General features: G+C 71.2%; 18 protein-coding genes and 2 pseudogenes. 8 read left to right on the top strand and 12 right to left on the bottom strand.

The features are described from left to right. Positions 1-656: 656 nt before the first annotated feature. From CUT44_RS32060 to CUT44_RS32040, 5 genes are all read right to left on the bottom strand, one after another. Complete coding sequence (locus CUT44_RS32060; RefSeq protein ID WP_100205510.1) at positions 657-1,073, bottom strand: Imm50 family immunity protein; 417 nt, start codon at positions 1,071-1,073, stop codon at positions 657-659. Continuing rightward, complete coding sequence (locus CUT44_RS32055; RefSeq protein WP_158239701.1) at positions 1,066-1,476, bottom strand: Imm50 family immunity protein; 411 nt, start codon at positions 1,474-1,476, stop codon at positions 1,066-1,068. Before CUT44_RS32055 ends, CUT44_RS32060 begins: the two co-directional genes overlap by 8 nt. Before the next feature lie 61 nt (positions 1,477-1,537). Continuing rightward, entirely contained in the window at positions 1,538-6,217 is a 4,680-nt protein-coding gene (locus CUT44_RS32050) for a putative T7SS-secreted protein (protein ID WP_100205508.1), read from the bottom strand. Beyond that, positions 6,217-6,858 (bottom strand): hypothetical protein, encoded by a 642-nt coding sequence (locus CUT44_RS32045; protein WP_100205507.1) that lies wholly within the window; start codon positions 6,856-6,858, stop codon positions 6,217-6,219. The genes CUT44_RS32050 and CUT44_RS32045 overlap by 1 nt, the downstream gene beginning before the upstream one ends. Continuing rightward, complete coding sequence (locus tag CUT44_RS32040) at positions 6,855-7,265, bottom strand: SseB family protein (protein WP_100205506.1); 411 nt, start codon at positions 7,263-7,265, stop codon at positions 6,855-6,857. Before CUT44_RS32040 ends, CUT44_RS32045 begins: the two co-directional genes overlap by 4 nt. A 232-nt stretch (positions 7,266-7,497) precedes the next feature. Here CUT44_RS32040 and CUT44_RS32035 point away from each other — a divergent pair, with 232 nt between their 5' ends. Continuing rightward, a complete protein-coding gene (locus CUT44_RS32035) occupies positions 7,498-8,421 on the top strand; it encodes a LysR family transcriptional regulator (protein WP_100205505.1) in 924 nt (307 codons plus the stop codon). Between the two features lie 32 nt (positions 8,422-8,453). On the opposite strand, the gene CUT44_RS32030 is transcribed toward CUT44_RS32035, so the two are convergent. Together CUT44_RS32030 and CUT44_RS32025 are read right to left on the bottom strand one after the other, a co-directional pair. After that, positions 8,454-9,197, bottom strand: a complete 744-nt coding sequence (locus tag CUT44_RS32030; protein ID WP_100205504.1) for an SDR family oxidoreductase — start codon at positions 9,195-9,197, stop codon at positions 8,454-8,456. 78 nt (positions 9,198-9,275) lie between these two features. After that, entirely contained in the window at positions 9,276-10,061 is a 786-nt protein-coding gene (locus tag CUT44_RS32025) for an SDR family oxidoreductase (protein ID WP_100205503.1), read from the bottom strand. A 467-nt stretch (positions 10,062-10,528) separates the two neighbouring features. Between CUT44_RS32025 and CUT44_RS32020 the strand changes: the two genes are divergently transcribed. Next, positions 10,529-10,828, top strand: coding sequence for an NIPSNAP family protein (locus CUT44_RS32020; RefSeq protein WP_100205502.1), 300 nt, complete (start codon positions 10,529-10,531; stop codon positions 10,826-10,828). Between the two features lie 49 nt (positions 10,829-10,877). Here CUT44_RS32020 and CUT44_RS32015 read toward each other — a convergent pair whose 3' ends face one another. Further along, a complete protein-coding gene (locus CUT44_RS32015) occupies positions 10,878-11,225 on the bottom strand; it encodes a VOC family protein (RefSeq protein ID WP_100205501.1) in 348 nt (115 codons plus the stop codon). 172 nt (positions 11,226-11,397) lie between these two features. Next, on the bottom strand, positions 11,398-11,868 hold the full coding sequence (locus tag CUT44_RS32010) for an ATP-binding protein (RefSeq protein WP_100205500.1): 471 nt from the start codon (positions 11,866-11,868) through the stop codon (positions 11,398-11,400). Positions 11,869-12,073: 205 nt separating this feature from the next. On the opposite strand from CUT44_RS32010, the gene CUT44_RS32005 reads away from it, so the two are divergent. Both CUT44_RS32005 and CUT44_RS32000 read left to right on the top strand, forming a co-directional pair. Then, positions 12,074-12,922 (top strand): helix-turn-helix domain-containing protein, encoded by an 849-nt coding sequence (locus CUT44_RS32005; RefSeq protein WP_100205499.1) that lies wholly within the window; start codon positions 12,074-12,076, stop codon positions 12,920-12,922. Next, a complete protein-coding gene (locus CUT44_RS32000; protein ID WP_100205498.1) occupies positions 12,919-13,122 on the top strand; it encodes a DUF397 domain-containing protein in 204 nt (67 codons plus the stop codon). Before CUT44_RS32005 ends, CUT44_RS32000 begins: the two co-directional genes overlap by 4 nt. A gap of 93 nt (positions 13,123-13,215) precedes the next feature. On the opposite strand, the gene CUT44_RS31995 is transcribed toward CUT44_RS32000, so the two are convergent. Then, positions 13,216-13,590, bottom strand: a complete 375-nt coding sequence (locus CUT44_RS31995; RefSeq protein WP_100205497.1) for a MerR family transcriptional regulator — start codon at positions 13,588-13,590, stop codon at positions 13,216-13,218. A gap of 138 nt (positions 13,591-13,728) precedes the next feature. Here CUT44_RS31995 and CUT44_RS31990 point away from each other — a divergent pair, with 138 nt between their 5' ends. After that, positions 13,729-14,064, top strand: coding sequence for an EthD domain-containing protein (locus CUT44_RS31990; protein WP_100205496.1), 336 nt, complete (start codon positions 13,729-13,731; stop codon positions 14,062-14,064). A gap of 22 nt (positions 14,065-14,086) precedes the next feature. Here CUT44_RS31990 and CUT44_RS31985 read toward each other — a convergent pair. Next, positions 14,087-15,389, bottom strand: a pseudogene (locus CUT44_RS31985) (DUF692 domain-containing protein). 192 nt (positions 15,390-15,581) lie between these two features. On the opposite strand from CUT44_RS31985, the gene CUT44_RS31980 reads away from it, so the two are divergent. Next, a complete protein-coding gene (locus CUT44_RS31980; RefSeq protein ID WP_100205495.1) occupies positions 15,582-17,276 on the top strand; it encodes a BCCT family transporter in 1,695 nt (564 codons plus the stop codon). 33 nt (positions 17,277-17,309) lie between these two features. Here CUT44_RS31980 and CUT44_RS31975 read toward each other — a convergent pair whose 3' ends face one another. Then, on the bottom strand, positions 17,310-18,113 hold the full coding sequence (locus tag CUT44_RS31975) for a peptidyl-tRNA hydrolase (RefSeq protein WP_100205494.1): 804 nt from the start codon (positions 18,111-18,113) through the stop codon (positions 17,310-17,312). Positions 18,114-18,224: 111 nt separating this feature from the next. On the opposite strand from CUT44_RS31975, the pseudogene CUT44_RS31970 reads away from it, so the two are divergent. Both CUT44_RS31970 and CUT44_RS31960 read left to right on the top strand, forming a co-directional pair. After that, positions 18,225-18,752 (top strand): annotated as a pseudogene (locus CUT44_RS31970) (ABC transporter ATP-binding protein); the annotation flags it as partial. Positions 18,753-18,884: 132 nt separating this feature from the next. After that, positions 18,885-20,093, top strand: coding sequence for an RNA-guided endonuclease InsQ/TnpB family protein (locus tag CUT44_RS31960; protein ID WP_100205611.1), 1,209 nt, complete (start codon positions 18,885-18,887; stop codon positions 20,091-20,093). Positions 20,094-20,109 lie beyond the last annotated feature (16 nt).

Genomic DNA, 20,109 nt, shown 5'->3' with positions numbered 1-20,109 from the left:
CGGTCTGCTTCACGGGTCATGCTCCCGTCGACGGCGAGTGGACGTTCAGGGACCGTTGCGCCGAGAGAGCCGAACGGCTCGGTGCGGCCGTCAAGAACGACTTCTCCGGCAAGGTGACCCTCCTTGTGTACGGTGATCTTGCGAGCAAGGCCGTGACCGACACCCGTCGGGCCTACAGTGGGAAGCTCGTGAAAGCCGAGAAGCAGCGCCGCCAGGGGCGGCATGTCTGTGTGGTGGACGGAGAAGGGTTCTCGGACCTCCTCCGCGGCCGCTCCGCTCCTTGCCTGGAGTTGCGCCCGGTCAGACCAGGGGACGTCCGTCCGGTGGCGCCTCCCGGGCACGGCGGGGCGACCGGTGCACGTTCGCGACCCTGACCAGGGACCCCGTCGGCCTTGACGAACCAGGGAGGCACACGCGGGCACCTCCGGACAGAGTGGCCTCTGCCCGGAGGCGGCAGTGGTGGTTCAGCGAGCGGAGTCGGCCGGGTTCTCCTCCTCTTCCTGGGAAGGCCGGACAGCCTCATAGGTGCGCGGGACCGCCGACCCGGGAGACCGGCCGCATGAGACGTCGGTTTCCATCCCCCTCCGGGAGGGGGAATTCTCCCGTCACGGCTCCACCCAGCGGGCGCCACCCGACCCGGGCGCGATCGGAAGAGCTCAGTACTCGGCCGACGATGCCCGGTACGCTCGGAAGCGTGAGACGCGGGCCTGTTCGGCAGTGAATGAGATGTTTTCGCCGACTCCGGACACCCGTACGTCGACGGAGCCCTGCGGATTCCTCGACAGTGTGACGTGGCAGTCCAGTTCCCTTGCCCACCCGTCGATCCTGAGGTCCCGCACACGAGTGAATTCGAGTGAGATCTCAAACGCATTGAACTGCTGCTCGGCCCACTCCCGCGGGGCTTCTTCGGGGGGAATTGAGAAGTCGAACCCCATCGCGACCACGGCACTTCCGTCGCGATCATCGACATGGAGACACGAAAGCGCCCTTCCGCTCAGGTCGGGAGGGGATGCAAAAGTATTTCTGAGTTCTTCCGATCCATCGAAGGCGAGTCGCCAGTCCGCGTCACCCATAAAACGTCCTTTCGTCGGTCCGAGGAAGTTCGTCGGTGAACCTTCTGCGGTCCAACGGGCTGGCGAAGAAGTGTCTTTCCTGCCCTTTGTGCGAGCGGTAGGCGCTCACATGTCTGACTGTGAGTGAGTCGTTGCTCGTGAAACCGCACCGCATCGCCTCCCCCTCCGCCTGGATGCGCAGCCGCCGCGGCTCAAGGGAGGTCACCGTTAGTTCCCCCTCACCCGCCCCGGCCCAACGTTCCAGGCGGAGATCTGCCACGTCCAGGAAGACGACGTGGCACTGGACGCGGTCGCAGCCGGCCTCGGCCCATTCCGGGCGCGGGGAAGCGGGGAATTCCGTCAGATCCAGGCGCATGACGACGGTAGGCCCTCGCCGGTTGAGATTGACCGAATGAAAGACCACAGGGCCTGAGGGGATGCCATCGGGATAGAACTCGGCCAGTACATTTGAGTTCCTGACGAATTCACCCCAGTTTCGGGTCGTAGTAATAGTGTTCCTCGCAACCGGGAATTTGACCGTTCCGTGGGTCGTCGAACGGCCTCACGTGTACATGGGGAGGCTGGTAGCCGGGCTCACCCGGCTTCTGGTGACCGAACCAGTGGTCCTGGTAGACGATCAGGTCGCCGGAAGGCGTCTCGTAGTACTCCTCACGGTAGTAGATCGGCTGGTGGTTGTCGTCCAGCAACTGCTTGCTGCCTTGCCACTCGGGACCGGTGGCGGGCACCCAGTCGTCCACGTCGATGGGCTCCGCCCCTTCCGGAATGCCGGCGTCCCTCAGCGCCTGGGCCTGGGCGTCCCCCCGCGTCCGCTGGACGTATTCGGGTGCGAGACCGAGGGGGTCGGTCCAGGTGTGGGGGTTGTGGGGGTAGGTGGCGGGGTTGGGGGCGGGTGCGAGGCCGAGGGGGTCGGGGGTTGCGTAGCGGGCGGTGGTGGGGTCGTAGTAGCGGAAGTAGTTGTAGTGGAGGCCGGTTTCGGGGTCGTGGTACTGGCCGGGGAAGCGCAGGGGTGTGTAGGTGGTGGCGTCGCGGTTCCAGGTGGTGGTGCCCCACAGGGTGGTGCGGGTGTGCCAGGCGAGGTGGCCTGATTCGTCGACGAGTTCGGTGGGGGTGCCGACCAGATCGGTGATGATGGCGAAGAAGCGCTGGTCGATCTCGGCCTGGGTGGCGTCGTCGGTGAGGCGTTCGGTCTGGGTCAGAGGCGTGAAACCGTCGTGCTCCCAGGTGAGGGTGACCGGGTGGGGGAGGTCGGGTGCGGTGGTGGTCTGTTCGATGAGGACCGGGCCGTCCCAGGTGAAGTCCACCTGTTCGGCCACGGTTTCGCCGCCCGGGGCGAGCCGTTGTTTGGCGATGCGGCGGCCCAGCGGGTCGTACAGGTAGCGCCAGACGGTGCCGTCCGGGGTGACCACCGAGGTGAGGCGGTCTTCGGTGTCCCAGGTGTAGTGCCAGGTGTCGGGCTTCTTCGACAGGCGGGTGCGTCGGCGCAGGGTGAGGCGGCCCGCTGGGTCGTGTTCGTAGCGGATGCGGCCGGCGCGGGTGAGGCGGGTGCCGGTGTAGGTGCGCTCTCCGGTGGCGTCCGCGGCTGCGTGGGTGGTGGGCCAGGCGGCGGAGGTCTGGTTGCCGGCGGCGTCGTAGGCGTAGGTCTCGGACCAGCCCTGGGCGTGGACGGCGGTGACGCGACCGGTGGCGTCCAGGTCGAGGACCCGGTGGCCGGTCAGGAGGTCGTCGACGGCGGTGAGGTAGCCGTCCGCGCGGTAGTGGTAACTGCGCTGCTGGACCGGGGCGCTGGGGTCGGGGCCGGTGAGGGTCTGATCGGTGAGGCGGCCCGCGGGATCCCACAGTTGGGTCAGGGTGAGGTCCTCGCCGATACGGCGGGCGGTCTCGCGGCCGATAGCGTCGTGGGTGAAGTCCAGGGTGTGGCCGCCGGTGGTCAGCGTGGTGCGGTTGCCCGCCGCGTCATACGCGTAGGTGGTGGTCGCTCCGGTAGGGGTGGTGCGGCGGGTGCGGCGGCCCAGCGCGTCGTAGGAGAACGTCAGGACCCGGCCATCCGCCATTTCGGTCTTGGTCCGGCCCAGCTTGTCCCGCTGCCAGCGCACCTCCGTGTCCGGGCCGATGGCCTCCACCGGGCGCCCCAGGGCGTCGTAGGCGAAGGTGGTGACCCGTTCCCCGGCCTCCTTGCGGACCAGTCGGCCCAACTCGTCCCGCTGGTAGGCGATGGTCTCGCCGAGCGGGGTGGTGCGGGCGGTGAGCTGCCCGGCCGGGTCGTGGGTGTAGGTGACGGTGCGGTCGTCGAAGTCGGTCTCGGCGGTCAGGCGCCCGGCCGGGTCGTAGACGTAGGACCAGGTCAGACCCTGGGGGTTGGTGACCTGGGCCAGCCGCAGTTCGGCGTCGTGGGCGAAGGTGTAGCGCGCCCCGTCCGGGCCGGTCCTCGCGGTCAGCAGGTCGAAGTGGGTGTACTCATAGGTGGTCACGCCGCCCGCCGCGTCGGTGTGGCGGACGCAGTTGCCCTCGCCGTCGTACTCCCAGCCCTCCTGTACCCCGTCCGGGTCGACGCGGCGGGCGAGCTTGCCCTCGGTCGTCCAGGTCAGGCGGGTGACCGCGCCCAGGGGATCGGTGAGGGCGATTGGGCGACCGAAGTTGTCGCGTTCGTAGCGAAGGACCGCGCCGAGGGGATCGGTGATCTCCACGGGTAGGCCGGCCGCGTCGCAGCGGACGCGGGTGGTGTCGCCCAGGGCGTTGGTGACCGAGGTCAGATGGCCATGGGTGTCGTAGGTGTAGCGGGTCGTCGCGCCCGCCGGGTCGGTGGTGGCGGTGCGGTTGCCGCGTTCGTCGTACGTGTGGCGCCACACCGAGCCGTCCGCCTCGCGGACCTCGGTCGGCAGGCCCAGCTCGTTGCGGGTGACGGTGATCTCCCGGCCGTCCGGACGGGTGACGGAGACGATGCGGCCGTGCTCGTCGTGGGCGTAGGCGACCGTGCGGCCCAGCGGATCGGTCTGGGAGACCAGCCGGTCGCGCTCGTCGTAGGCGAAGCGGGTCGTGTGGCCCAGCGGATCGGTGGTGGCGACCGTGCGGCAGCGGTCGTCGATCACATGGCGGGTCGCGTGGCCCTGGGGGGTGGTCAGCGTGGTGACCTTGTGACCGGTGGCCGGGTCGGTGCCGTCGTAGGTGATGCGCACCTGCATGTGGCCCTCGGTGCCGCCCTCGCCGATGCACCGGTGCAGGTTGTCGTAGACGTAGTCGTAGCGCCGGCCGTTGGAGTCGACCCAGGCGATGACCCGCGCCTCGTCGTCGTACTCGAAGCGCAGCGGACGGCCCGCGGAGTCGGCCACCTCGGTCAGGTGGCCGTCGGTGTAGCCGTAGCGCTTGATCACCTGGCCGGCCAGGGACAGGGCGGTGACCCGGCCGTCCTCGACGGTCAGGTGCAGGGTGTAGCCGCCGCTGTGCTCGATGCGGGCCGGGGCGCCGGTGGCCTCGTCGTGGACGAAGACGATCTGGTGGCCGGCCCGGTCGGTGAGCTGCTCCAGCAGCGCGGTGCCGTCGCCGCCGGGCTCCGCCCCGGCCGGCGGGGCGAAGTGCCGTACGTGGCCGGTCTCCGGATCGGTGAGGGTGTAGCCGCCGTCCGGGGTGCGCTCCAGCGGCATCCGCGCCGATCCGGCAGACGGCAGGGTCGGCACCCCCGGCGCGGGGTGCGGATAGGCCAGCAGCCGCCCGTCCTCGGCGACGAACACCACGCCCTCGGCGTCGATCTCCAGCCGCTGGTCGACGGTGGAGGCCCAGGACGGCCCGAACCACCGCCCGGCGGTGTAGCCGGACTCCACGTGCCGCCGGAAGACCAGCGGCAGGGCGCCGGGCAGGGAGACGTCCGTCTGCGGCAGGAACATCCTGCCCGTGGCCAGGTCCACCGGGTCCGTGCCGCCGGAGTTGCGGTCCCCGGGCTCGGTGCCGTGCTGCTCCGGGCCGTCGTTGTCGAGGGCGCGGCGGCCCCGGTTGGCGTCACTGGCGAGGTCCGCGGCCTCCGCCGCGATCCGGACGCCCCTGACGCCCGCTCCGGCGCCGCCGGTCGCGACGGTCAGCGCCACGTCGGGCGCCAGCCGCCCCAGCCCCTCGGCCGGGTCCTTCATGAAGTCGCTGACCATCTGCCGGCCCGTGCCCCACGGGTCGTTGGCGACCTGGACCAGTCCGGCGACCGTGCTGTTGAGGGTGGTGAGGTACTCGGCCGGGTGCGTGATGTTGTACGGATCGGTGGGGTTGATGCTGCGGGCGAAGGAGACCAGCCCGGTCGTGCCCTTGATGACCCCGCCGTAGAAGTGGGTGAGGTCCGTCCCCACCCCGATCACGCCGTACTTGGCCTGCTCGGCGTAGGACGGTTTGGCCGGTGCCGCGTCCCTCGCCGCCTGCACCGCCGTACGGGCCTTCTCCGCGGCCTCGTTGCGCTGCTTGCGGGCCTCGGCCAGGATCTCCTCGGCCGCCTCGGCCTTGGCCGGGCCGGGGTCCTTGAACTCCCCCGGCGGGGTCGGCTTCGCGCCCGGGTCCTCGCCCGCCTTCACCTTGGCGTTGTAGGCGTCGGCGGCCTTGTTGTACGCGTCGACCTTGCCGTTGTGCTCCTTTCGGGCGTCCTCGGAGGCCTTGAGGGCGGCCTTGTACTTGGCGATCGCCTCCTTGGCGCGGCCCTGGGCCCACTCCACCGTCGAGGCGAAGTCCTCCAGGGCGCCGGCGGCCTTCTCGCAGGCGTCGGCGGCCTTGAACCACCTGGGCGGCTCCTCGGCCGCCTTGGTCCGGAAGGCTTCTGCCGCCTCGCCCTCCAGACCTGAGGAGTCCAGCCCCTTGATGCCCTTGCCGACGTTGTCGAACGCCTGTCGGAAGTCCTTCAGATGGTCGGCCGTCGAGCGCAGCTTCGAGGCGCTGCCGTAGATCAGCTTCTTGGGGTCCTCGGTCTGCCCGAGCTGGAGCTCGTCGACGTCGGCGCCCAGGGCGTTGGCGGCGGAGCGGGACTTGTCCCGCACCCAGTCCGCGCCGCTCTCCCAGCCCGCGTCCTCCAGCAGGTCGGCACCGACGTCACCCAGTTCCTCGATGCCCTCGCCGACGAGTTCGACGCCCTCCTCGACCTTGTCCTCGATGACGTCGGGTACGAAGTCCCGCCAGCCCATCAGCCCTCACCCCCGCCGCCCTGCTGTGCCCGTTCCTCGGGGGAGGGACCGAAGGCCTCGTCCAGCCCGCGCTCGAACGTCTGGTCGTCGATGCCCAGGGCGTCGTTCATCAGGTCGGAACGCATTCCGCCCGCGCCCTCGGTCAGTACGGTGCGCCCGGTGTCCTTCCAGGTCTGGAGTGCCTCGTCACCGGCCTGCCGGAACGACTCGGCGCTGTAGTCGGGCCGGTAGTTCTCCAGGGAGACCAGCTCTCCCCACTCCCGCTCGGTGATCTCGTCCTCGGACAGGTGGGGGTTCCCGACGAAGGCGTTGGCCGCGACCTTGAAGGTGCCCTCGATGTACTGCTCCTCGGAGTAGACCAGCCCGGCCGCCAGGCCGAGCCGGGCCGCCAGCCCGTTGGCGTCCATGATCAGGGCGCGTACGCCCCACTCCCAGTCCTCGCAGAACCCCTCGAAGTCCTTGGCCAGCCCGGAGTGGCCGGCCTCCATGTTGCTCAGCGCCAGCTCGCCGAAGCCCGAGCCCTGTATGGAGCCGGTCGACGAGCCGCCCACCGCCTTCAGCTCGTCGATCGCCCCGTTCAGGCCCTTGGTGATGAGGCCCAGCGCCTCCTTGGAGAACTTCAGGTCCCCGTCGCCGCTCACCGCGCACCCCCGTCCGCATCGGTGTCCACGTCCACGTCCACCGCCGCCGCGTCCGGCACGACGCCCTTCACCGGCGGGAACAGCATCGAGCCGTCCTCGTCCGCGACGTTCACCGCCACCCCGGCCGGGCCGTCCGCCCCGGGGATCACCGCGTCCAGCAGCCGGGCGCCCAGCACCGCCTCGTACTCCCACTCCTGGCCCGGGGCGGCGTCCTTCGCCCGGGCGAAACGGGCCATCGCCGGCTCGTCGGTGAACGCGTAGATCCACCGGATCCCGCCGAAGACCCCCGTCAGCAGCCCGCCGTCCACCACCGGTACCAGCACGGCGGTGCGCCGGAACTCCCCCAGCATCGCGTGCGGGTTCCCCCGGCCCGCGCGCACCGCGGCTATCTCCTCGACGAGATCCACCCCGAACCCCCGTTCGACGCACTGTCCGGCACAGTCGGCAACACCATAAGTCCGTACGGCAGTCGGCCGCCCGGATTATGGCGATGCTGTTGCGACACCATGACACGGCACGGCCGAGAACCGCATGGCATGGGGACTCGGGCCTGCCGGGGATGAAAGGCCCTCATTTACGCTGGCAGCGATGACAACGGGGTGGGCCGCGGCCCGCCGCGGGGGAGGGGACGGGAGCCCGATGAGTCTGCGTCAGTTCGAGTACGCCCTGGCCGTCGCGGAGGAGGGCTCGGTGACGGCGGCGGCGGAGCTGCTGCACGTCGCCCAGCCGTCGGTGTCCCAGCAGATCCGCGGTCTGGAGCGGGAGCTGGGCGTGACACTCTTCGCCCGCACGCCGACCGGGCTGGTGCCCACCACGGTCGGCCGCGCGTTCCTGCGGGAGGCGGAGGCCGCGGTGAGCGCGGCGCGGCGGGCGCGGGCGACGGCGCGGGCCGGTGCGGACGAGCCGGCGGGCGAGCTGGTGGTCGCGGCGCAGATGGGTCTGGGCGCGCGGCAGCTCCCGGGCGCGCTGAGCGCGCTGCGCCGCCGCTTTCCGCGGCTGGACGTCACCGTCTTCGAGGAGCGGAACCCCGCCGAGATGGAGCGGCTGGCGCGCCGGGGCGTGCTGGACTTCGCCCTGACGGCCGCGCCGTGCGAGGAGGACGTGTACGAGGAACACCACCTCGGCGACGAGGAGTTCGTCGTGGTGCTGGGTGCCGGGCACCCCCTGCTCGCCGCGGATCGGATCGGCCTGCGCGACCTGGTGCGGGAGCCGTGGGTGCGGTTCGACCAGGGCAGCGCGCTCGACGACGTGCTGCTGGACGTACTGCGGGACAACGGGCCGGCCCCGGCCACGGTCGCCCGTGTGTCCCAGACGGCGACGGCCGTGCGCTGGGCCGTCCACGGGCTGGGGGTGGCCCTCGTCCCGGCCTCCGCGGTGCCCCACAACCACGAGCACCTCACGCGCCCGGTGTCCCCGGCCGTGTCCCTGCCCGTCGTCGCCGTGTTCCGGCCCGGCGCGGGCCCGGCGGAGACGGCCCTGCTCGAACTCCTGCGCCAGGAGGCCTGGTACAGGTCCCCTGCCCCCGTCACCGCCCCCGCCCCCGCCTCCGTGCCGGTGGTCTGACGCCGGGACCGCGGCACGGCGGCGGGACCGGCTCAGAGCTGGGTGCGGCCGCCGTCCACGGCGAGTTCGGCGCCGGTGGTGTACGTGGCGTCGAAGGCGAGGAACGCGGCGGCCCGGGCGATCTCCCCGGGGCTGCCGAAGCGCCCCATGGGGTTGTCCGCGAGCACCTGGGCCTTGAACCGCCCGGCCTCCTCCTCGGTCATCGTCTTCTCCAGGATACCCGTGTCGATGGGGCCGGGGCTGATCGCGTTGACCCGGATCCCGCGCGGCAGCAGATCGCGGGCGAAGCTGCGGGCCATCGAGCGCAGCGCCGCCTTGCCCGCCGCGTAGCCGCTGGTGTCCGGCATGCCGATGACGTTCGCGGCCGAGGTGGTGAAGACGATGCCGGCGCCCGGGTTCAGCAGCGGGGCGAGCTTCTGCACGGTGAAGTAGGCGCCCTTGACGTTGACCGCGAACAGTTCGTCGTACACCTCCTCGGTCGTCGCCTCGAAGGGTGTGGTGAGTGTGATGCCGGCGTTGACGAACAGGGCGTCCAGGGTGCCGAGTTCGCCCTTCACCCGGTCGGCCAGGGCGTCCAGGTCGGCCAGTGAGGACACATCGCCCCGGACGGCCGTCGCGTTCTCGCCGAGCCGTTCCCGCGCGGCGTCGAGCGCGGCCCGGGAGCGGCCGGTGATCACCACCCGCGCTCCGCCGTCCGCCAGCAGTTTCGCCACCGCGAACCCGAGGCCGCTGCCGCCGCCCGTGATCACCGCTTTCTTGCCGCCGTACTTCTCCATGCCGGTGTTTCCTCGTTGCTTTCTCTTGGAAGTCGGTGAGCTGTTTCGCCGGAAACGGCGTTCCGGAATCCGTCGGTGTCAGGCCCGGGGGAATTCGCCGCCGTCCACGACAAGATTGCTCCCGGTCAGCCAGTCCGCCCGGTCGGACACCAGGAACAGCACCGTGTGGGCGAGGTCGTCGGGCCGCCCGTCGCGTCCCAGCGGCACCGGGCCGCCGTCCTGGCTCTGCGCCTCCTGGCTCTGCGCCGGGTCCATGCGCGCCCACTGCTCCCGCGTCCGCACACCGCCGGGGGTGGTGACCCGGCCGGGACTCACGGTGTTGACCCGGATGCCGAACGGGGCCAGCTCCAGGGCCAGTCCCCGGCTGTAGTTCTCCAGCGCCGCCTTCGCCGCCGTGTAGTGCAGGAACGGTCCTCCCGGGGTGCGGACCGCGGCCGTGGAGACGTGCACGATCGCCCCCGAGCCCTGCTTCCGCATCCCCGGCACCAGCAGCGAGTCCAGCCGCACCGACGCCAGGTAGTTGAGGTCCAGCGAGTCCTGCCACACCTCGTCGGGGATGGCCGAGGTGCCCTCGTACGGCCGCGCCCCGCCCACGTTGTGGACCAGGACGTCCACCCCGCCGAGCGTCTCCCGTGCGGCCTCGGCGATCGCCGCCGCGCCGGCCCGGGTCCGTACGTCGGCCGCCACGAAGGCGGCACCCTCCGGCACCGTGTCCGCCGCCGTCCGGGCGGTCGTCAGCACCTCGGCGCCCGCGTCCAGGAGCCGGCGCACGACGGCCGCCCCGATTCCCCGGGAACCACCCGTGACCAGGGCCCGCTTTCCCGCGAGCTCCGGCTTTCCCGATCCGTTCTCGGTCGTGGCCATGCCACCGGTCCTCTCGACAACGTCTTCGTCCGCTCGACGGAAGAAAGGCGATGTGCGCAGCGCGCGAATCCCGGAGAAAACGAGGTGATCGCCCTTGTCGAGCCATTTGACGGTACGTCCGGGAAAGAGCGAGAGGCAAAGACGAAATATCGGCAGGGGGTATAGGGGATTCCTATGGCCCCGGCCGGCGGCCCGGTCCTTCCCACTCGTGGTCGGCGCGGCTCCGTCGTCCAGGACGACGCGGACGGTACGGCGGACGTCGCCGGAGCCGGCCCCGGCCAGTTGGGCCCGTGTGCGGCCGTAGACCCTGAGTGCCCTTCAGCGGGGTGATCTCCCGAACGCCTGGCCCCCTGCCTGCGAAGTGGCGGGCCGGGGGGCGGCGGATGCCGGACGATGACACGCGTCCTGGAGACCGGCCGCACCCGCACCACGCTGTGCCACGGCCCCTGACCGGAGGGGACGCCCCCTTGGCGAAGACCACGCAACTGCGCACGTACACCGTCCGGGACGGCATGCTCGACGCGTGGGTGGAGCGGTGGCGGAGAGAGGTCGTCCCGCTGCGTCCGAGGCTGGGGTTCACGGTCGACGGGGCCTGGGCGGACCGGGAACGCAGCCGGTTCGTGTGGCTGCTCTCCTACGACGGCCCGGGTACCTTCGCGGAGCGCAACGCCGCGTACTGGGCGTCCCCCGAGCGCGAGGCCATGGACCTGGACCCGGACGACTACCTCCTCCACACCGACGACCGCGTGGTCGAGCGCGTCCGCTGAGCGCACCGGGGACGCGAACGCCGGGCGGGCCCCCGGTCCGCGAGGGCCGTCAGCGGTGGCTCAGCACGTTGACCACCCGTCCGCTCGGGTCGCGGACGAAGAACCGCCGCACGCCCCACTCCTCGTCCTGCAGGGGATGGACGATCTCCGCGCCGCTCTCCCGCACGGCCGCGTAGGCCGCGTCCACGTCGTCCACCTCGACACTCATGTCGGGCACGACGGGAGCGGTCCTGTCGTCGGTCATGACACTGATCTGCGCCGCCGGGCTGGACGGTGAGGCGAGCGTCATGATCCAGCCGTGGTTCATGACCTCCTCGAAGCCCAGCAGGCCGTAGAACTCCCTGCTCTCCCGGACGGCCTCCGACCGGATGTTGGGCACGACACGGCGCACAGTCATCGACGACTCCAAACGAGAACGGACCTGTCTTCGCAACCTTCAGGAGTACTACGGCACGCCCGCCGTCGCACACGCTTTCGGTACATGCGCCGGTCGGGCGGCGGAAGGCACCGGCCCCTGGTCCCGCCCTGTGGTGGGTCCCGGCGACCGCGAACCGCGCGGCGGGCCGGGGTCACGGGACGGGGGTGGGCAGTGCCACCTCCGCCCAGACGGTCTTGGTGTACGCGTCGTGGACCTCGCACCCCCAGCGCCGGGCGTAGACGGCGACCAGGAGAAGCCCCCGCCCCGACGTCGGCTCGGCGGGCGGCGGCCCGGCCGCCGGGTGGCGGGGGAGACGGTCCGGGCGGGTGTCCGTCACCTCGATGCGGACGACGGGTTCGGGCGGCCGGTGCGGCAGGAGCAGCGTCACCCGGATGTCCCGGCCGGGCAGGCTGCCGTGCGTGACGGCGTTGGCCGCCAGCTCACCCGTGACGAGGGCGACGGCGTGCGCGGCGTCGCAGCCGTGTGGCAGCCCGGTCCACTCGGCGAACTGCTGGACGGCGAGCCTGCGCGTCAGCCGGGCGCCCCGCCCGGTGCCGCTGAACCGCAGGATCGTGTGGTGGGCGGGGGCGCCGGGCTCGCCGGCGGTCTGTCGGTGTGTCACCTCGCCAGCGTGGGCGGGTGGACGCGCCGCCGAACAGGGACGACGGCCGTACGACGTGGTCGTGGTACGGAGCGCGCCGGTGTCCGGCCGCCCCGGTTGTACGGCGGTTGTACGGGGCCGCGTCCGTGTCCCCGCCGTTCCGGGCCGCGTTGGACATTACCCCGCCGGTACGGGGGCGCAGCCGGAACGGAAGGACGTGAGTGGGGTGCGGGACGCGCGGAACAGTCGCACGGCGCGGAAGAAGGAGGGGAACGAGGACCTGCCCGGGGTGTGGGTGGCCTACGGCACGCTGCTCCAGCACCTGCGCAATCGGGCCGGGCTGAGCCAGCCGGAGCTGGGGGAGGCCATCGACTACTCGCTGGACCAGGTCGCCTCGGTCGAACAGGGACGGCGGCCGGCGAAGGCGTCGTTCACGGCGGGCGCGGAACGGGTGCTGGCGGCCGGGGGAGTCCTGGAGGTGCTCCAGGACGAGGTGGACCGGGCCAAACTGCCGCGCTTCTTCCGCGACTTCGCGCTCATCGAGGCCGAGGTGCTCAGCCGCTTCTCGTACGACCCGCTGCTGGTGGCGGGGCTGTTGCAGACGGAGGGCTACGCGCGGGCGCTGTTCGCCGGGCACTGCCCGCAGCTCGACCAGGAGACCATCGACCAGCACACGGACGCGCGGCTCGGCCGCCAGAAGTTGCTGATGCGGGTGCCGATGGCGGAGCTGTCGTTCATCATCAGCGAGGAGGCACTGCGCGATCCCGTGGGCAGCCCGGAGGCGATGCGCGAGCAGTATCGGCGGTTGCTGGAGGTGGGCACGCTGCCGAACGTGGAGGTGCAGGTCATGCCTGCTCGGCGAGGGCTCCACCTGGGCAGGAACGGCCCGTTCGTGGTGGTGGAGACGGAGGAACACCGGCGCATCGGATACTTCGAGTCCCAGGGCGTTGGGCATGTTGTCCGTAGCCCGGCAGAAGCCAGCACCTTCGGGCTGCGGCATGGCAAGTTGCGATCGCAGGCCCTGAACGCCGAGGAGTCTGCGCGACTCATCGAACGGATGGTAGGAGAGGCATGACCGTGGAGCGGATAACCGAGAACGTGGACGGGCTGCGTTGGTTCAAGAGCAGCTACAGCGGCTCGGACGGCGGTGACTGTGTGGAGGTGGCTGCCGGTTCGGGTGCTGTGTACGTGCGGGACTCGAAGGCTGCCGGTGACGGGCCTGTGCTGCGGATCGGCCGGGACGGGTGGGCCGCGTTCATGGAACGCGTGAGGTGAGCGAGTGCCCCGGAAAGCTGCATCGGATCAAAGTGACTGTGTTGCTTTCCGGGGGCACCGTTTGAGAGTGAGGGATCTCGTGGGGTGATCGGTCTACGACTCGATTTCCTCCACCTCTCTCAGGTATTTCTGATTGGTCTCGATGAGATGGTCGAGCGCGGACCTGGCGGCAGTAAGACTGTCCATCGCGAAGGACAGCCGGGCTCGCTCGTGATTCATTACTTCCAGAGCTTTCTGAGCCTTTTCCCTGCTGGGCTCCGCCATGCAGGGAACCATCGCGGCGATGCTGCTGCTGGACACGCCCGCGGCCAGGAACGCCTGTATGAGCCGGACTCGCCGGACATGCCCGTCGTCGTAGTGGCGCTGCCCGCTGGCGGAGCGTGAGCTGACGAGCAGGCCCTGGTCCTCGTAGTAGCGCAGCGACCGACGGCTGACTCCTGTCCGGGCGGACAGCTCACCGATTCGCATCCCGACTCCCCGCTGTGTACTGGGTCACAACGACTTGCCCCTCACATCGATGTGAAGGTCTAGGTTAACTCCTGCGGTTGCCTGTCATGCCACTTCGTGTCCAGTGCTCGGTGTGGCTCTGCGACAAGGGAGAAGTCGTTGATCAAGCTTGCCTTCATGATCAATCGTGTCGGGGGAATGTCCTTCGAGCGGTTCGTCGAGTATCACCGGGACCGGCACGGTCCGCTGTTCACCTCCATTCCGGAGGCGCGGCGCTACGTGCGGAAGTATGTCGTGTCGCACCCGGTGCCCGCCGAGAACTACCCGGGTCCCGCCTATGACGGCCTGACGGAGATCTGGTTCGACGACTGGGAGGACCACAACGCCTTCTTCTCCTCCGAGAACTACAGGAAGCTGGTCAACCCGGACGAACCGAAATTCATCGACATGAGCACAGTCGCGGTCATGGTCACCGAGGAGAAGGCCATGATCTGATCCGGATTTCGGTGGGCGGCGCTCAGGCGCCGGTCAGCAGGCGGCGCAGCAGGCGTCCGGCGGGGCCCCACCCCCGACGGGCCCCGCCGGAGCGCTCGCGGTACCAGCGGCGCAGCTCCCGCCGCTCGGTACGGGACGGGGTGCCGGACGCCAGCAGGTGCGCGGCGAAGCGCAGGGCGTCCTGGCGGTGGCCGCCGGTCAGCGGGCGGCCGTCGGCGTAGGAGGTGAACGCCGGGCGGTAGCCGTCACCCAGGATCCGGGGCAGCTCGGGCGCGACCCGGGCGACGACGGCGGCGCGCTTGGCGGTCAGCGCCCGGGCCTGGACGCGCAGCCGCTCGGGGTCGAAGCCCTCGGGCGCCGGTGCGCCGGCGGTCAGCGCCGCCAGCAGGGCGGTCTGGGCCGCGGCGAGGCGCCGCCGGGCCGCCTCGGTGTCGGGTACGCCGACGGCACCGGGGGTGGTGGTGCGGGCGGGGATGTCAGGCACGAGCCGTCGCCCCCTCGAAGACGGCGCGGACCGCGGACAGCTCCGCCGCCAGCTCGCGGCCGGGCGGAAAGGCGTCGTCGCGCTCCAGCAGCACCCCCGGCGGCGCGGTGCGCGCGCACAGCTCGGCCAGGATGCCCAGCACCGGCTCGGGCACCGGATGGGCGTGGCTGTCGTGCCACACCCCGTCCCGCTCCACCCCGCCCGCCACGTGCACGTACGCCAGCGCCTCCAGCGGCAGCCCGGCCAGGACAGCGGACGGGTCCTCACCGCGGTTGACGTGGTTGGTGTGCAGGTTGGCCACGTCGATCAGCAGGCCGACCCCGGTGCGCTCCACCAGTTCGGTGAGGAACCGCGCCTCCGTCAGTTCCTCGCCGGGCCAGCGGACCAGGGCGGCGATGTTCTCCAGGGCCAGCGGCACGGGCAGGGCGTCCTGGGCGACGGCGACGTTCTCGCAGAGCACGTCCAGCGCGTCGCGGGTGCGCGGCACCGGCAGCAGGTGCCCGGCCTCCATCGCGGGCGCGCCAGTCCCCGGGCCGCCGACCCGGACGAACGCGATGTGCTCGGTGACCAGCGGCGCGCCCAGCACCTCGGCCCGCCGCGCCAGCGTCGCCAGCCGGGCCGGGTCCGGACGGTGGGCGCCGCCCAGTCCGAGCCCCACCCCGTGCGGCACCACGGTGGTGCCGCGCTCGCGCAGCCGCAGCAGGGCCTCGGGCAGATGGTCCGGGCAGACGTTCTCCGCCACCACCTCGACCCAGTCGACGCCGGGCAGCGCGTCGATCACGTCGGCGATCTCCGGCCGCCAGCCGATGCCCGTGCCCAGCCGTGTCACCGCCTGCCGCATGGCCGCGCCCCCTCTCCGGCTCCTCCCGCCCCGCGGGTGTCATCTCCGGAGGGAGAGGACGCCAACCGCGCGGTGGCGGTTTCAGAGCTTCATTTGAGCTTGTCCGGTCGGGATGTGTCCTGTTCCGCGTGTTCTTTCCGCCTCCGGGGCCAGAAGGGAACAGAATCTGCTGACCCCCCACAGGAGACTTCCATGCTGGAGAAACTGCAGCGAAGGCTCGGCCTCCGCACCGATTCCGTCATCTTCTTCACCTCCGCGGCGCTCACGGTCGTGTTCGTCGTCACGGCGATCACGCTGACGGAGCAGGTGGACCGGACCTTCGCGGCGGCCTCGGACTGGCTCCTCACCAACCTGGGATGGTTCTACATCCTCGGGGTGACCTCCTTCGTGATCTTCCTGCTGTGGACGGCCGTCGGACGGTACGGCCATGTGCGGCTGGGAGGGCAGGACGAGCGTCCGGAGTACACCACGCGGGCCTGGTTCGCGATGCTGTTCGCCGCCGGGATCGGCACGATCCTGATGTTCTGGGGGGTCGCCGAACCCATCAGCCACTTCGCCGTACCGCCGCAGCAGGGCGTCGAGCCGCAGACGGTGGAGGCGGCCAGGATGGCCATGGCCTACTCGCTGTACCACTTCGGCCTGCACACCTGGTCCATCTTCTGCCTGCCGGCCCTGACCTTCGCCTACTTCGTCTACGTGCGCGGACTGCCGTTCCGGGTCAGCTCCGTCCTCCAGCCCCTGCTGGGCGACCGCATCAACGGCACCGCGGGCCGGATCGTGGACATCACGGCGGTGATGGGCACCCTCTTCGGCGTCGCGGTCTCCATCGGCCTGGGCACCCTGCAGATCAACAGCGGACTCGCGCGGCTGTTCGGTCTGCCGGAGAACTCCCTGGTCCAGGTCCTGCTGATCACCGTGATCACGGCCATCGCCACCACCTCGGTGGTCTTCGGCCTGGACAAGGGGATCCGGCGGCTGTCGAACATCAACATCATCATGGCCATCGGGCTGATGGTCTTCGTGTTCCTCACCGGGGCGACGCTGTTCCTGGCCAAGGGCGTCATCGAGAGCGTCGGCATCTACCTGTCCCAGCTGGTGTCCCTGGCGTTCTGGAACGACACCTTCGCCAACACCGGCTGGCAGGGCAGTTGGACGGTGTTCTACTGGGCCTGGACGATCACCTGGTCGCCGTTCGTGGGCATCTTCATCGCCCGGATCTCCAAGGGGCGCACGATCCGGGAGTTCGTCATCGGTGTCCTGGGCCTGCCGACGGCCTTCACCATCGTCTGGTTCAGCATCTTCGGACTGTCCGCCATCGACCTGGAGCTGGACGGCGAGAGCGAGCTCGTACGGACGGTCGTCGTGGAGGGCGACGTCCCCGGCGCGCTGTTCACCTTCCTGGAGAGCTACCCGCTGACCACCGCCGTCTCCGTCCTGTCGGTGCTGATCGTGGTCATCTTCTTCACCACCTCCTCCGACTCGGCGTCCCTGGTGGTGGACATGCTCTGCGCCGGACAGCGGGGCGAGGGCGGACCGACCCGGCAGCGGGTCTTCTGGGCGATCACCGAGGGCGTGGTCGCGGGCACCCTGATCGCCGCCACCGGCAAGAGCGGCCTCGACGCGCTCGCCGAGGTGATCACGGTCTTCGGCCTGCCGTTCTTCGTCCTGGCCTTCCTGATGATGTACGCGCTGCGGCGCGCGCTGCGCACCGACTTCCCCGAGCTCGCCGGCCCGCCCCCGGCGCTGCGCAAGCGGGCGGAGCAGGAAAAGGAGCAGGAGCGGGACCGGGCCGGGAACGGCGGGACGGACCGCGGGCCGCGCGAACAGGGGACGGGCCGGCTCAGCAGGCTGCGGGACCGGCGGACGGGCGGCACCGGGAAGAGGTGAGCGAGACCGCCTCACCGTTTCCCGGTGCCGGGCTCAGCGGCGCAGCGCCGGGTGGTCGGCGACGACCGTGGCCGACCCCGGGGCGATCTCGGTGAACCCGGCGTCGCGCACCACCGGCAGCCCCGCGGCCGTCAGCTCCGCCCACCGTCCGGGCGGGGCGGTACGGACGGCGAGCGGGAAGCCGGCCGCCCGCCAGGCGGTGCGGGCACCGTCGTCCAGCGCCCACCAGACGAACTGGGCGCCGTGCCCGGCCTGCGCCATCGCCTTGCCCGCGGACATCTCCAGCGCCGGGTTGAGCCACAGCACGGGCGTCCCGGGGGCGGGTGCGGCGGGCGGTGCGGGGTCGGTCAGCTCGGTGCCGGAGACCTGGAGCCGGGCCAGCTCCTTCGGCCAGCCGTCCAGCGGTACGGGCGGGAACACCCGCACCTCGGCCGGGGCGGTGCTCCGGGTGCCCTCGGTGCTCCCGCTGCTCCCGGCGCCTTCGGCGTCCACGGCGCCGGAACCGGTCACCGTGAGGCCCGGCAGGGCCTGGACCCGCCGCCACTCCGCGCCCCGCGCCCGCCGCACCACCTTGCGGATGCGCCCGTCCTGCCAGGCGCGCACCAGCGGGTGCCAGTCGCCGCCGGGATCGGCCGTCCGCTCGTCGGACAGCAGGGCGAGCACCGCCCGCGCCGCCGTCTCCAGCGCGTCGGCACGGGCCGGGGGGCCCGGCGGGACGGCCCGCTCGATCCGGACGACGAGCGGCAGGACGTACTGCGGGGCGGCGTCCCGGTCTGCGGGCGCGCGGTCGGCGAGGGGGGCGGGGGCGGCGAGGGAAGGGGCATCGGACGTGGTCACGGGGCCAGTGTGCCAGCCGGCATGAAGGGGGCCTTATACGTTCCTCAAGCGGGGGAAAGGGTTCCGTGAAGCGCGGACGGGGCCGCGGACCGGCGGCTATGGTCGGCCGTCATGAGACTGGAAGCCGTCGGCCGCCGCTACGGCATCGGCAAACCGTGGGTGCTGCGCGACGTGGACCTGGAACTGCGCCCGGGGACGCTGGTGCGGATCGAGGGGGCCAACAGCAGCGGCAAGTCCACCCTGCTGAGACTGCTCGCCGGGATCGACGCGCCCAGCGCGGGCCGGATCACCGGCCGCCCGCGCACCGCGTACGTGCCCGAGCGCTTCCCCGCCGCGCTGCCGTTCACCGCGCTCGGCTATCTGACGCACCTGGGCCGGATCCACGGGATGCGGCGCGGTCCCGCGGTCACCGCCGCCCGGCGGTGGCTGGAGCGCTTCGGCGCCGGAGGGCTGGCGGACATGCCCCTGGCGGAGCTCTCCAAGGGCGGCTGCCAGAAGGTCGCCCTCGCCCAGGCACTGCTGGCCGGGCCGGAGCTGCTGGTGCTGGACGAGGTGTGGACGGGACTGGACCGCCGGGCGAGCGCCGAGCTGGACCGGGCGGTCGAGCTGATCCACGGCGCGGGCGGGGTGGCGGTCTTCGCCCATCCGCTGGCCGCACAGTGCCGGTACTTCGTCACGACAACCGTGTGGACGTGCATGCGGAAGACGCGGTGACGGCCTGTACGGATGTTCTCATCGACGCTCATGGGCCAGCTGCGTAGCGTGATCGGTGTGCAGCTTCGGTACAGCTTTCGCCTGTACCCGAGCGCCGGCCAGCGCACAGCGCTGGCGAGGGCGTTCGGGTGCGTGCGGGTGGTCTACAACGACGCGCTGCGCGCTCGGGAGACCGCCCGCGGCGCCGGGCTGCCGTTCCCGAAGACCGGGGAGTTGTCCAAGCGGCTGATCACCGAGGCGAAGAAGACCCCGGAGCGGGCCTGGCTCGGCGAGGTGTCGGCGGTGATCCTCCAGCAGTCCCTGCGGGACCTGGACACCGCGTACAAAAACTTCTTCGACGGCCTCCAGGGCAAGCGCCCGCGGATGGGCGCACCGAGGTACAAGTCCCGCAAGGACACCCGGCAAGCGGTCCGGTTCACCGCGAACGCCCGCTGGTCGATCACCCCGGGGCACAAGCTGCGTCTGCCGAAGATCGGCGACGTCACGGTGAAGTGGTCCCGCGCTCTGCCGTCGCTGCCGTCCACGGTGACCGTGGTCAAGGACAGCGCGGGCCGGTACTTCGCGAGCTTCGTCGTGGAGACCGGGCCCGGGGAAGTCCTGCCCAAGGTGTCGCCCGAGCTGGGCATCGATCTCGGGCTCGGGCACTTCGCGGTTCTCTCCGACGGCACGAAGATCGACAGCCCGCGCTTCCTGCGCCGGGCCGAGAAGCGCCTGAAGAAGGCGCAGCGCGCCCTGTCCCGCAAGGAGAAGGGCTCCCGCAACCGGGACAAGGCCCGGGTCCGCGTCGCACGGGCGCACGCCCGTGTCGCGGACGCGCGCCGCGAATTCCACCACCAACTCTCCACCAAGCTGATCCGCGAGAACCAAGCGGTGGCCGTGGAGGACCTGGCGGTGAAAGGACTCGCCCGCACCCGCCTGGCCAAGTCCGTGCACGATGCCGGATGGTCGGCGTTCGTCGCGATGCTGGAGTACAAGGCCGCCCGGTACGGGCGCACCTTCATCCGGATCGGCCGCTTCGAGCCCACGTCTCAGGTGTGCTCGCAGTGCGGCGTCAAGGACGGCCCCAAGCCCCTGCACGTCCGTGTGTGGACCTGCCCGGCATGCGGGGCCGTCCTGGACCGGGACATCAACGCGGCGGTCAACGTCGCCAAGGCGGCCGGACTGGCCGTGACAGCCTGTCGAGCGCGAGTAAGACCAGGACTCCTCCCGGCACCGCGCGGCGAAGCAGGAACCCACCCGACACCGCAGCCACAGACGGCACGGTAGGCGAGAATCGCCGTCC

Origin of the sequence: Streptomyces carminius, assembly GCF_002794255.1 — a bacterium.
Taxonomy (GTDB): domain Bacteria; phylum Actinomycetota; class Actinomycetes; order Streptomycetales; family Streptomycetaceae; genus Streptomyces; species Streptomyces carminius.
The sequence above is the reverse complement of the archived record's forward strand: the minus strand, read 5'-3'. Positions and strand labels throughout refer to the sequence as shown.

Bases quoted from the DNA above. Each gene is read 5' to 3' on its own strand.
- CUT44_RS32060 (WP_100205510.1), bottom strand. From the start codon at position 1,073: ATGGGTGACGCGGACTGGCGACTCGCCTTCGATGGATCGGAAGAACTC.
- CUT44_RS32050 (WP_100205508.1), bottom strand. From the start codon at position 6,217: ATGGGCTGGCGGGACTTCGTACCCGACGTCATCGAGGACAAGGTCGAG.
- CUT44_RS32035 (WP_100205505.1), top strand. From the start codon at position 7,498: ATGAGTCTGCGTCAGTTCGAGTACGCCCTGGCCGTCGCGGAGGAGGGC.
- CUT44_RS32030 (WP_100205504.1), bottom strand. From the start codon at position 9,197: ATGGAGAAGTACGGCGGCAAGAAAGCGGTGATCACGGGCGGCGGCAGC.
- CUT44_RS32025 (WP_100205503.1), bottom strand. From the start codon at position 10,061: ATGGCCACGACCGAGAACGGATCGGGAAAGCCGGAGCTCGCGGGAAAG.
- CUT44_RS32015 (WP_100205501.1), bottom strand. From the start codon at position 11,225: ATGACTGTGCGCCGTGTCGTGCCCAACATCCGGTCGGAGGCCGTCCGG.
- CUT44_RS32000 (WP_100205498.1), top strand. From the start codon at position 12,919: ATGACCGTGGAGCGGATAACCGAGAACGTGGACGGGCTGCGTTGGTTC.
- CUT44_RS31995 (WP_100205497.1), bottom strand. From the start codon at position 13,590: ATGCGAATCGGTGAGCTGTCCGCCCGGACAGGAGTCAGCCGTCGGTCG.
- CUT44_RS31980 (WP_100205495.1), top strand. From the start codon at position 15,582: ATGCTGGAGAAACTGCAGCGAAGGCTCGGCCTCCGCACCGATTCCGTC.